At 74.6% G+C, this 13,525-nt stretch carries 1 protein-coding gene (running past one end of the window); it reads right to left on the minus strand.

The genetic code is table 11. The features are described from left to right. Nucleotides 1-13,505, minus strand: partial view of a type I polyketide synthase gene (locus tag ACQP1P_RS26250; protein WP_433090131.1) — the 5' portion only. Its footprint begins 13,522 nt before the window's first position; the window shows 13,505 of its 27,027 coding nt (coding positions 1-13,505); its start codon is at nt 13,503-13,505; its stop codon lies off the left edge, out of view. Nucleotides 13,506-13,525: the final 20 nt, after the last annotated feature.

The raw sequence follows: 13,525 nt of genomic DNA on the forward strand, positions 1-13,525 counted from the left end.
GCACCCACCGACACCGCCCGCCGCGCCGACCGCCCCACCAACGGCCGCAGCACATCCGGCACCACCACCAGATTCCGCAACGCCGCGATGTCGAACCGCGCCGCGACCACCAGCTCCGCGGGTGAGCGCAGGGCCGCGCCGAGCATCCCGAGTCCTGTCTCGGCGTCCAGGGCGGCGCCCTTGGACCGCGCGAGATCGGCGCCCATGCCGAGGTCCCAGAGCCCCCACGCGATGGAGACCGCGGGAAGCCCGAGCATACGCCGATGGGCCGCGAGCCCGTCGAGGAACGTGTTGCCCGCCGCGTACGCGGCCTGGCCCGGGTTGCCGACGACGCCGGCGATCGAGGAGAACAGCACGAACAGCTCGAGGTTCCGGTCGAGGGTCGCCTCGTGCAGCCACCACGCGCCCGCGACCTTCGGTGCCAGTACCCGGCTCACCCGCTCCGGCGTCAACCCCATGAACACCCCGTCATCGAGGACACCCGCCGCGTGCACGACACCGACCAGGTCCGGCATCCCGGCCACCAACTCGAAGACCGCATCCCGGTCGGTGACGTCACACGCCACCACCCGGGCCCCGGGCACCTCCCCACCGCGCCGCCCGACCAGCACCACCTCACCGGCACCGCACACATCCACTAGCCACCGCGCCACAACCCGGCCCAGCGCACCGAGCCCACCCGTGACCAGCACCGAGCCACCAGCCAGGTCCACAGCACCCGACGGCGACGAGGACCGCACCAGACCCGGCACCAGCACCACACCATCGCGAACCCGAACCTCGCCGAGCCCGGCCGCGACCACACCACCCAGCAACTCGGCCCCGGCATCGCCGTCGACCAGCACGATCCGGCCCGGGTGCTCAGCCGCCGCCACACGCAGCAGACCCCACACCGCCGCCGCGCCCAGATCATCCGGCTCCGCCACAACGACCAAACGCCCGGACCCCGCCAGCACCCGCCCCGCGACCGACAGCGCCTCACCGACCAGCGCGTCCACCGCCCCCGGGACGGACGCGTCGCCGATCGGCGGCAGCGCCCAGACGGTGACCTCCGCGGGTAGGGGTGCCGGGGTGACGTGGCGGGGCTGCCAGCCCAGCTCGTACAGGGTCCGGCCGGCGGAGGGGCCGGTGGTGAGCTCGCGCAGCACGACCCGGTCGATGGAGACGACGGGCTCGCCGGACTCGTCGACGGCGGCGATCTCGAAGCCGGTGGCGGCGTCGCCGCGGACCCGTACGCGCAGGGCCGTGGCGCCGGTGGCGTGGACGCGGACGCCGCCGAACACGAACGGCAGCCCGGCGGCGGGGTCGAGCAGGCCGATCGGGTGCAGGGCGGCGTCGAGCAGGGCCGGGTGGACCGAGAACGCGTCGGTGGCGAGGCCGTCGACGGCGACCTCGGCGTACACCTCGTGCTCGCCGTGCCAGAGGCGGCGCAGGCCCTGGAAGGCGGGGCCGTAGGCGATGGGTGAGCGGGCGTACCAGTCGTCGAGGGGCACCTCGGTGGCGCCGGTCGGCGGCCAGGCGAACGTCGGGGCTGGCATCGCCGCGTGGCCGAAGGTGCCCTCGGCGTGGCGCGTCCAGTCGGTGTCGTCGTCCTGGCGGGCGTAGACGGTGACGTTCGAGCCGACGTGGATCTGCACGGTGACGCCGCCGGTCGGCGGCAGGACCAGCGGCGCGAGGAGGGTCAGCTCGTCCAGGGCGGCGGCGCCGATCTCGTCGCCGGCCCGCACCACCATCTCGGCCAGCGCGGTGCCGGGGACGACGACCGCGCCCCCGACGACGTGATCGGCGAGCCAGGGCTGGGCCGCGAGCGACAGCCGGCCGGTGAGCAGGACGCCGCCGTCGCCGGCCATGGAGACGACCGCCCCGAGCAGGGGGTGGCCGGTCGCGGCCAGGCCGACGCCGGAGACGTCGCCGATCATGTCGGCGGATTCGAGCCAGTAGCGCTCGTGCTGGAACGCGTACGTGGGGAGCGGGACGACCCGGCGGCCGGGGCCGAACACCGCGCGCCAGTCGATGTCGACGCCGGCGACGAAGAGCTGGGCCGCGGCCCGCAGCAGCGTCTCGGACTCGTCACGGTTGCGCCGCAGGGACGCGACGACGACGGCATCGTCCCCGTGCAGGTGCGGCGCGAGGATCGCGTCCGGCCCGACCTCCACGAACGTGTCGACACCCTCGGCGCGCATGGCGGCCACGTTGTCGGCGAACAACACCGTGCCCCGCACATGCCGCACCCAGTAGTCGGCATCGAACTCGGAGATAAACCCGCCGGTGACGTTGGAAACGATCGGGATCTGCGGCGGGTTGAACGTAACGGTGTCGAGGACCGCGCGGAACTCTTCGAGCATCGGCTCCATCAACGCCGAGTGGAATGCATGCGACACCCGCAACCGACTCGTCCGAACCCCCGGGAACTCCGGCAACAGCTCCGCCGGACCCGACAGCACCCACGCGTTCGGCCCATTGATCGCGGCAACCGACACACCCTCGGGCACGTCCTCGACCGGAGCCCCGACCGCGAGCATCCCGCCGCCCGGCGGGAGGGCCTGCATCAGCCGGGCCCGGGCCGCGACCACCTTGCACGCGTCTTCCAGCGACCAGACACCGGCCACGAACGCCGCGACCAGCTCACCGATGGAATGCCCGCCCACCACTGCCGGCTGGAGACCCCAGGCCTTCAACTGCTCGTAGAGGGCCACTTCGATCGCGAACAGCGCCGGCTGGGTGATCTCCGTGTCGTCGATCCGCTCGTCCGGCAGCTCACCGAAGTGGGACCGCACCTCGGCGTAGACCCGGTTGAACACCGGGAAGTCCAGACCAGCACCCATCCCCGCGCGCTGGGCACCCTGGCCCGAGAACAGGACCCCGACGCGGCGGGTCGCGGCCGTGCCCGTCACCGGTTCGCCGGGCAGCAGGACCATGCGGTGCTCGAAGCGGGACCGGGAGGCGACCAGCGAGTAGCCGACGTCGGACGGGCGCAGCTCGGGGTGCGCGTCGACGAAGGCCGACAGCCGGGCGGCCGCGGACCGGACGGACTCGGGGGTGCGGGCGGACAGTACGAATGGCACGATCGGCAGCTCGCCGGCGTCCTCGGACGGCGCCGGCCGCGGTGGGGCCTCGAGGACGATGTGGGCGTTGGTGCCGCTGATCCCGAACGACGACACGGCCGCGCGCCGGGGGCGGTCGCCGGCCGGCCAGGCCTGCGCCTCGGTGAGCAGGGACACCGCGCCGGCGGTCCAGTCGACGTGCGGGGTGGGCTCGTCCACGTGCAGCGTCCGTGGCATGAGGCCGTGCCGCATGGCCATGATGGTCTTGATGATGCCGGCGGCGCCGGCGGCGGCCTGGGTGTGGCCGATGTTCGACTTGATGGAGCCGAGCCACAGCGGCCGGTCCTCGGGGCGGTCCTGGCCGTAGGTGGCCAGCAGGGCCTGGGCCTCGATCGGGTCGCCGAGGGTCGTGCCGGTGCCGTGGGCCTCGACCAGGTCCACGTCGGCGGGGTTGAGCCCGGCACTGGCGAGGGCCTGGCGGATGACGCGCTGCTGGGAGGGGCCGTTCGGGGCCGTGAGCCCGTTGGAGGCGCCGTCCTGGTTGACCGCGCTCCCCCGCACCACCGCGAGGATCGGGTGGCCGAGCCGCTGGGCGTCCGACAGCCGCTCCACGAGGAGCACGCCGACGCCCTCGGACCAGCCGGTACCGTCCGCGGCACCCGCGAACGACTTGCACCGGCCGTCCGACGCCAGCCCCTGCTGCCGCGTGAAGTCCACGAACGTCCCCGGCGTCGCCATCACCGTCACACCACCGGCCAGGGCCAGATCACACTCCCCCTGCCGCAGCGCCTGCGCGGCCAGGTGCAACGCCACCAACGACGACGAGCACGCCGTGTCGACGGTGACCGCCGGGCCTTCGAAGCCGAACGTGTACGCCACCCGGCCGGAGAGGATGCTGCCGGAGTTGCCGGTGCCGATGTATCCCTCGACGCCGGCGGGGACGTCCAGGGGGCGGGAGGCGTAGTCGTGGTACATGACGCCGGCGAAGACGCCGGTGCGCGACCCGCGCAGGGTGGCCGGTTCCAGGCCCGCCGACTCGAACGCCTCCCACGAGGTTTCGAGCAGGAGCCGCTGCTGCGGGTCCATGGCCAGGGCCTCGCGGGGGCTGATGCCGAAGAACTCGGCGTCGAACAGGGCCGCGTCGTAGAGGAACCCACCCTGCTGGGTCGAGCTCGCCCCGTCGCGCAGGTGATCCAGGTCCCAGCCGCGGTCGGCGGGGAACACGCCGATGCCGTCGCCGCCGGTGCGGACCAGGTCCCACAGGCCGTCGGGGTCGAGGATGCCGCCGGGGTAGCGGCAGGCCATGCCGACGATGACGACCGGGTCGTCTCCGGTGCGGCTCCGGACGCGGATGGGCCGATCGTGGGCGGGTTCGGCGCCGGCGACCTGGTCGAAGATGTACCCGGCCAGCAGCAACGGGTTCGGGTAGTCGAAGACAACGGTAGCCGGCAGCTGCAGGCCCGTGGCCGAGGTGAGCCGGTTGCGCAGGTCGACCGCGGCGAGGGAGTCGAACCCGACGTCCCGGAACGCCCGGTCGAGCACGACCTGCTCGGGGCCGGCGTAGCCGAGCACGACGCCGACCAGGCCGCGGACGAGGTCGACGACCGCCTCGCGGGCCTGGTCGCGGGAGAGGCCCGCGAGCCGGGCCGCCCATCCGCCGGCCGCGGCGGCGGTCACCGCCCGCCGGGCGACCCGCCCGACGATCGGCCGCAGCACCTCGGGAACGCCGACGAGGTTGCGCAGCGCGGCGACGTCGAACCGGGCCGCGACCCGCAGGCCGTCGTGTCCGCGCAGCGCCTCGCCGAGCAGGCCCAGCCCGGTCTCGGTGTCGAGCGCCATGACGCCGGTCCGGGCGAGCTCGCTGCCCATGCCGAGGTCCCACAGGCCCCACGCGATCGACAGCCCGGGGAGGCCGAGCGCGGCGCGGTGGGCGGCGAGCCCGTCGAGGAAGGTGTTGCCCGCCGCGTAGGCGGCCTGGCCCGGGTTGCCGACGATGCCGGCGATCGAGGAGAACGTCACGAACATCCGCAGCGGCCGGTCGAGGGTCGCCTCGTGCAGCCACCACGCGCCCGCGACCTTCGGCGCCAGCACCGGGTTCACCCGCTCCGGCGTCAGACCTGTGAACACGCCGTCGTCGAGGACACCCGCCGCGTGCACGACACCGACCAGATCCGGCATCCCGGCCACCAACTCGAAGACCGCATCCCGGTCCGTGACGTCACACGCCACCACCCGCGCCCCGGGCACCTCCCCACCACGCCGCCCGACCAGCACCACCTCACCCGCACCGCACACATCCACGAGCCACCGCGCCACGACCCGGCCCAACGCACCCAGCCCACCCGTGACCAGCACCGTGCCACCAGCCAGGTCAATCCCGCCGGACGGCGACGAGGACCGGGTCAGTCCCGGCACCAGCACCGCACCGTCGCGGACCCGAACCTCGCCGAGGCCGGCCGCGACCACACCACCCAGCAACTCGGGCCCGGCATCGCCGTCGACCAGCACGATCCGGCCCGGGTGCTCGGCCGCCGCCACACGCAGCAGACCCCATACCGCCGCCGCGCCCAGATCGCCGGGCTCGGCCACCGCGACCAGGCGCCCGGACCCACCGAGGGCCCGGCTCGCCACCGACAGCGCCTCGGCGACGAGCGCCTCGACCGCCGCGGGGACGTCGCCGTCACCCAGCGCGGGTACCGCCCAGACGGTGACGTCGTCGGGCAGGTCCGCCGGAGCGACCTGACGGGGCTGCCAGCCGACCTCGTAGAGGGAGGAGCGCCCGGCGGCGGTGCCGGCGGTGAACTCGCGCAGCACGACGCGGTCGATGGAGACGACCGGCTGGCCGGACTCGTCGACGGCGGCGATCTCGAAGCCGGCGGTGGTGTCGCCGTGGACGCGCACGCGCAGGGCCGTGGCGCCGGTGGCGTGGACGCGGACGCCGCCGAAGACGAAGGGCAGCCAGGCGCCGCCGCCGTCCTCGCCGCGGTCGGCGAACCCGATCGCCTGCAGCGCCGCGTCGAGCAGCGCGGGGTGCAGACCGAACGCCCCCGCGGTGTCGGCGGTCTTGCCCTCCAGGGCGACCTCGGCGAAGACGTCTCCGTCGTCGTCGCGCCAGACCCGCCGCAGGCCCTGGAAGACGGGGCCGTAGGCGATGGGCGAGCGGGCGTACCAGTCGGCGACGGGGAGTTCGTCGGCGTCGGCCGGCGGCCAGGCGAAGGTGTCGCCGGGCCGGTCGGCGGTGCCGAGGGCGCCCTCGGCGTGCAGGGTCCACTCGTCGCCGTCGTCCAGGCGGGAGTACACGGCGACGGAGGAGCCCACGTGGATCTGCACCGTGACCCCGCCGGTGGGCGGTACGACGAGCGGGGCCACCAGCGACAGCTCGTCGAGCACGAGCGCGCCGACCTCGTCCCCGGCACGGATCACCATCTCGACCAGCGCGGTGCCGGGCAGCACGACCGCGCCGCCGACGACGTGGTCGCCGAGCCACGGCTGCGCGCCGAGCGACAGCCGCCCGGTGACGACCACGCCGCCGTCGCCGGCGACGCGGACGACCGCGCCGAGCAGCGGGTGGCCGATGACGCCGAGCCCGGCCCCGGAGACGTCGCCGACCGCGGGGGCGTCGGCCCAGTACCGTTCCCGCTGGAACGCGTAGGTCGGCAGCCCGACGATCCGCCCGCCGGTGAAGGTGGTGCTCCAGTCGATGTCGACGCCGGCCACGAACAGCTCGGCAACGGCCCGCAGCAGCGTCTCGGGCTCGTCGCGGTTCCGCCGCAGGGACGCGACCACGACGGCGTCCTCAGCCGGCAGGTGCGGCACGAGCACCGCGTCCGGCCCGACTTCGACAAAGGTGTCGACACCGTCGGCGCGCATGGCGGCCACGTTGTCGGCGAACAACACCGTGCCCCGCACGTGCCGAACCCAATAGTCGGCATCGAACTCGGAGATCAGCCCACCGGTGACATTGGAAACGATCGGGATCTGCGGCGGGTTGAACGTGACGGTGTCGAGGACCGCCCGGAACTCCTCCAGCATCGGCTCCATCAACGCGCTATGGAACGCATGCGACACCCGCAGCCGACTGGTCCGAACCCCGGGGAACTCGGGCAGCAACTCCGCCGGACCCGACAACACCCACGCGTTCGGCCCGTTGATCGCCGCTACCGAAACACCATCCGGGACCTGGTGAACGGGCGCTCCGACCGCCAGCATCCCCCCACCCGGCGGCAGGGCCTGCATCAGCCGAGCCCGGGCCGCCACCACCTTGCACGCATCTTCCAGCGACCACACCCCGGCCACATACGCCGCGACCAGCTCACCGATGGAATGCCCACCCACCACCGACGGCTGGACGCCCCAGGCCTTCAACTGCTCGTAGAGGGCCACCTCGATCGCGAACAGCGCCGGCTGGGTGATCTCCGTGTCGTCGATCCGCTCGTCCGGCAGCTCACCGAAATGGGACCGCACCTCGGCGTAGACCCGGTTGAACACCGGGAAGTCCAGACCAGCACCCATCCCCGCGCGCTGGGCGCCCTGGCCCGAGAACAGCACCCCGACCCGGCGGGCCTTGGCGACACCCGTCACCGTCTCACCCGGCAGCACCACCAACCGGTGATCGAACCGGGTCCTAGACAGCAGCGAACGTCCCGTGTCCGCGCCCGGGGTCAGGCGATCGGCAAACGCGCGGGCCGCCTGCGCCGACCGCGCCGACACCACCAGCGGCACCAGCGCGGACGACTCGACCGGCTCGACCGCCGGCTCCTCGACCGACTCCAGGATCACGTGGGCGTTCGTGCCGCTGATGCCGAACGACGACACCGCCGCCCGCCGGGGACGGTCCACCGACGGCCAAGACTGGGCCTCGGTGAGCAGGGACACGGCCCCGGCCGACCAGTCCACGTGCGGGGTGGGCTCGTCCACGTGCAGGGTCCGGGGCAGCACCCCGTGCCGCATCGCGAGGACCATTTTGATCACACCCGCGGCGCCCGCGGCGGCCTGGGTGTGGCCGATGTTCGACTTGATCGAGCCGAGCCACAGCGGCTGTTCGCGGTCCTGGCCGTAGGTGGCCAGCAGCGCTTGGGCCTCGATCGGGTCGCCGAGCCGCGTGCCGGTGCCGTGCGCCTCGACGGCGTCCACGTCGGACGGGCCCAGCCCGGCGGTGGCGAGGGCCTGGCGGATGACGCGCTGCTGGGAGGGGCCGTTCGGGGCCGTGAGCCCGTTGCTGGCGCCGTCCTGGTTGACCGCCGAGCCGGCGACCACCGCGAGCACCCGGTGGCCGAGCCGCCGCGCGTCCGACAGCCGCTCCACGAGCAGCACGCCGACGCCCTCCGACCAGCCGGTGCCGTCCGCGGCGCCGGCGAAGGACTTGCAGCGCCCGTCGGAGGCGAGCCCCCGCTGCCGCGAGAACTCCACGAACGCGCCCGGCGTCGCCATGACGGTCACGCCGCCGGCGACGGCCAGGTCACACTCGCCCTGGCGCAGCGACTGGGCGGCGAGGTGCAGGGCGACCAGCGAGGAGGAGCACGCGGTGTCGACGGTGACGGCCGGGCCTTCGAAGCCGAACGTGTACGCCACCCGCCCGGACACGACGCTGGTGGCGGTGCCGGTGAGCTGGTAGCCCTCGGTGCCGGCGCCGGTGCCGGGCGCGCCGTAGCCGGACGGGGAGACGCCGATGAAGACGCCGACGGGGTTGCCGCGCGACGCGGTCGGGTCGAGGCCGGCCGACTCGAAGACCTCCCAGGACGCCTCCAGCAGGAGCCGCTGCTGCGGGTCCATGGCCAGGGCCTCGCGCGGGCTGATGCCGAAGAAGGCGGCGTCGAAGTCGGTCGCGTCGTGGACGAAGCCGCCCTTGCGCGCGTACTCGTCGTCGCCGTCGAGCCGCTCCAGGTTCCAGGCCCGGTCGTCCGGGAAGTCCACGATGCCGTCGCCGCCGGCCAGCACGAGGTCCCAGAGCTCGTCGGGGTTCGTGACGTTTCCGGGGTACCGGCAGCTCATGCCGACGATCGCGATGCGCTCGTCCTCGGGGCGCGCCGCGGCGACCGGCCGGAGCCGCAGGTCCGACGCCTCGCCGAGCAGCCGCTCGCGGAGGTGTGCGGCGAGCGCGACCGGGTTCGGGTGGTCGAAGACGAGCGTGGTCGGCAGGCTGAGCTTCGTCGCCGCATTGAGCCGGTTGCGCAGGTCGATCGCGGTGAGCGAGTCGAAGCCGAGCTCCTTGAAGGCCCGGCCCGCCTCGACCGCCTCGGCGCCGGCGTGCCCGAGGACGGCGGCGGCGTGGTCCCGGACGAGGTCGGTGAGCAGGCGGTCCTGTGCCGCCCGGTCGACGCCGAGCAGGCGCTGGCGCAGCTGCGACGAGCCGGCCCCGGCGGGTTCCTCGGCGGCGGCCAGGGCGGCCCGGACGTCGTCGATGTCCTCGATGAGCGGGCGGGGCCGCGCGGACACGAACGCGGGCGCGAACTGCGCCCAGCGCACGTCGGCGACGGTCACCGCGGTGGCGTCCCGGCCGACGGCCCGGGCGAGCGCGGTCACCGCGAGGTCCGGGTCCATGGCGGCCAGGCCGCGGCGGCCCAAGTGCTCCTGGGCCTCGGCGGTCGCCATGCCGCCGTCGGCCCACGGTCCCCAGGAGACGCACGTCGCCCGCAGGCCGCGCGCCCGGCGGCTCGCGGCGAGCCCGTCGAGGGCCGCGTTCGCCGCGCTGTACGCGGCCTGGCCCCCGCTGCCCCACGTGCCCGCGATCGAGCCGAAGAGGACGAACGCGTCCAGCGGGGCGTCGCCGAGCAGCTCGTCGAGCCACCGGGCGCCGTCGACCTTCGCGGCCATGACCTCGGCCAGCTCGCCCGGTTCGAGGTCGGCGAGGGGCTTGATGTGGCTCACGCCGGCGGCGTGCACGACGGCGGTGAGCATCGGCCGGTCGGCCAGCCCGGCGAGGAGCCGGACCACGTCGTCGCGGCGGCTGATGTCGCACGCGACGATCGAGACGCCCGCGCCGAGCGCCGCGAGCTCGTCGCGCAGCTCGGCGGCGCCCGGGGCCGCCTCGCCGCGCCGGCTGGTCAGCACCACGTGGGCGGCGCCGTTGCTCGCCGCCCACCGCGCCACCCGGGCGCCGAGGGCGCCGGTCCCGCCGGTGATGAGTACCGTGCCGGCCGGCCGCCACTCGGCCCGGCCGCCCGCGGCGGCCCGTACCAGCCGCCGGTGGAACGTCCCGGAGTCGCGGACGGCGACCTGGTCCTCGTGCCCGTCCCCGGTGAGCGCGTCGCCGGCGGCGGTCCATCCGCGTTCGTCCGGCTGCGCCGGAAGGTCGAGCAGCCCGCCCCACGCCCCCGGCCGCTCGAGCGCGATCGCCCGGCCGAGCCCCCAGACGGCGGCGGCGTCGACGTCCACGGCCGGATCGGCGTCGCCGACGGCCACGGCGCGCCGCGTGACGATCCACAGCGGGGTGTCGGGCCGCTCGTTGACGAGGGCGGCCACGTCCGCGGCCGACGGGGCCACGCACACCACCCGCGCGTAGTCGCCGCCGGGTTCCCGGTCGACCAGCATGCCCCGCCGGGTCAGCTCGGCCTGGACGCGGTCCGCCAGGCCGGTGTCGTCCCCGGCCACGAGCAGCCACCGGCTGCCCTCGGGCACGGCCGCGCCCGAGGGCGCGGCGCCGCGGGCGGCCCACTCGACGCGGTACGTCCAGGAGTCGATGGTCCGGCTCCGGCCGCGGGTCTGCCGCCAGGAGCTCAGCGCCGGCAGCAGCACGTCCCACGAGGCGCGGGTGTGCTCGCCGAGCTGGGCGACGAGCTCGCCGACGTCGGAGCGGTCGACGGCGGCCCAGAACGAGGCGTCCTCGGCCTCGGTGGGCGCGGCGACGGTCGAGGGCCAGTAGCGCTCGCGCTGGAAGGCGTAGGTGGGCAGCGGGACGACCCGCCGCCCGTCGCCGAACACGGCCCGCCAGTCGACGTCGACGCCGGCCACGAACAGCTCGGCAACGGCCCGCAGCAGCGTCTCGGGCTCGTCCCGGTTCCGCCGCAGCGAGGCGACCACGACGGCGTCCTCGGCCGGCAGATGCGGCACGAGCACCGCGTCCGGCCCGACTTCAACGAAGGTGTCGACTCCGGCCTCGCGCATGGCGGCCACATTGTCGGCGAACAACACCGTGCCCCGCACATGCCGCACCCAGTAGTCCGCGTCGAACTCGGAGATCAGCCCACCGGTGACGTTCGAGACGATGGGCATCTGCGGCGGGTTGAACGTGACCGTGTCAAGAACCGCGCGGAACTCCTCCAGCATCGGCTCCATCAACGCCGAGTGGAACGCGTGCGACACCCGCAGGCGGCTGGTGCGGATCCCGGGGAACTCCGGCAGCAACTCGGCCGGACCGGACAACACCCACGCGTTCGGCCCGTTGATCGCCGCTACCGAAACACCATCCGGGACCTGGTGAACGGGCGCTCCGACCGCCAGCATGCCCCCGCCGGCCGGGAGGGCCTGCATCAGCCGAGCCCGAGCCGCGACCACCTTGCAGGCATCTTCCAGCGACCACACCCCGGCCACGTACGCCGCGACCAGCTCACCGATCGAATGACCGCCAACCACCGACGGCTGCAGACCCCACGCCTTCAACTGCTCGTAGAGGGCCACCTCGATCGCGAACAACGCCGGCTGCGTGACCTCCGTGTCGTCGATCCGCTCATCCGGCAGCTCACCGAAGCGGGACCGCACCTCGGCGTACACCCGCTTGAACACCGGGAAATCACGCAACCCCGAGCCCATCCCCGCGCGCTGGGCGCCCTGGCCCGAGAACAGCACGCCGACCCGGCGCTCCGGGGCCGCGACGCCGACGACCGCGCCGGTCAGGTCGGACAGGCCGGCGAGGAGCCGGTCGCGGTCCGCGGCGAGCACCACGGCGCGGTGCTCCAGGGGCGAGCGCGACACCACCGAGGACCAGCCGAGGTCGGCGAGGGGCGCGGTCGTGTCGTCGCGCAGCCAGCTCGCCCACTTCGCCGCCTGCCCGGCGAGCCCGCGCTCGCCGCGCCCGGACAGGATCACCGGCACGGCGGGCAGCGCGAGGGTCTCGGCGGGCGGCTCCGCGGCCGGGGCGGCCGGGGCCTGCTCGAGGATCGTGTGCGCGTTGGTGCCGCTCACCCCGAACGAGGAGACGGCGGCGCGGCGGGGGCGGTCGAGCGCGGGCCAGTCGCGGCCCTCGGTGAGCAGGGAGACGGCGCCGGCGGTCCAGTCGACGTGCGCGGTGGGCTCGTCCACGTGCAGGGTGCGGGGCAGCACGCCGTGGCGCATCGCCATGACCATCTTGATGATGCCGGCGACCCCGGCGGCGGCCTGGGTGTGGCCGATGTTCGACTTGATCGAGCCGAGCCAGAGCGGCTGTTCGCGGTCCTGGCCGTAGGTGGCCAGCAGCGCCTGGGCCTCGATCGGGTCGCCGAGGCGGGTGCCGGTGCCGTGGGCCTCGACGACGTCGACGTCCGCGGCGCCCAGTCCGGCGTTGGCGAGGGCCTGGCGGATGACGCGCTGCTGGGCGGGGCCGTTCGGGGCGGTGAGGCCGTTGGAGGCGCCGTCCTGGTTGATCGCGCTGCCCCGCACGACGGCGAGGACGGGGTGGCCGAGCCGCTGCGCGTCGGAGAGGCGCTCGACGAGGAGGAGGCCGACGCCCTCGGCCCAGCCCGTACCGTCGGCGGATCCCGCGAACGAGCGGCACCGGCCGTCGCGGGCCAGGCCGTTCTGCCGCGAGAAGCCCACGAACGGGCCGGGCGTGGACATGATGGTGACGCCGCCGGCGAGGGCCAGGTCGAACTCGCCCTGCCGCAGCGCCTGGACGGCGAGGTGCAGCGCGACGAGCGAGGACGAGCAGGCGGTGTCGATGGTGATCGCGGGGCCCTCGAGGCCGAGGGTGTAGGCGACGCGGCCGGACACGACGCTGGTCGCGCTGCCGGTCATGATGTAGCCCTCGTCGACGCCGTCGATGTCGCCGTCGGCGCCGAGGCCGTAGCCGGTGGCGGCGGTGCCGACGAAGACGCCGGTCTGGTGGCCGTTGACGGAGCCGGGTGCGATCCCGGCCGCCTCGAACGCCTCCCACGCCGTCTCCAGCAGCAGCCGCTGCTGCGGGTCCATGGCCAGGGCCTCGCGCGGGCTGATGCCGAAGAAGCCGGCGTCGAAGTCGGCGGCGTCGTACAGGAAGCCGCCCTGGTTCGTGTGCGACGTGCCGGCCTCGTCACCGCCGCCGGCCCGCAGCGCCTCCAGGTCCCAGCCGCGGTCGGCCGGGAACCCGCCGATGGCGTCGCCCTCGGCCGCGACGAGGTCCCACAGCTGCTGCGGGGTCGAGACGCCGCCCGGGTAGCGGCAGGCCATCCCGACGATCGCGATGGGCTCCCGGGACTTCGCGATGAGCTGCTGGTTGAGCTGCTTGAGGCGCCCGGCCTCCTTCAGCGACGCGCGAAGTGCTGCTACGACCTTGTCGTCCGGCTGGGACATCATGCGCTCCGAACTTCAGC

It is taken from the genome of Dactylosporangium sp. CA-052675 (assembly GCF_050947935.1).
Taxonomy (GTDB): Bacteria; Actinomycetota; Actinomycetes; order Mycobacteriales; family Micromonosporaceae; genus Dactylosporangium.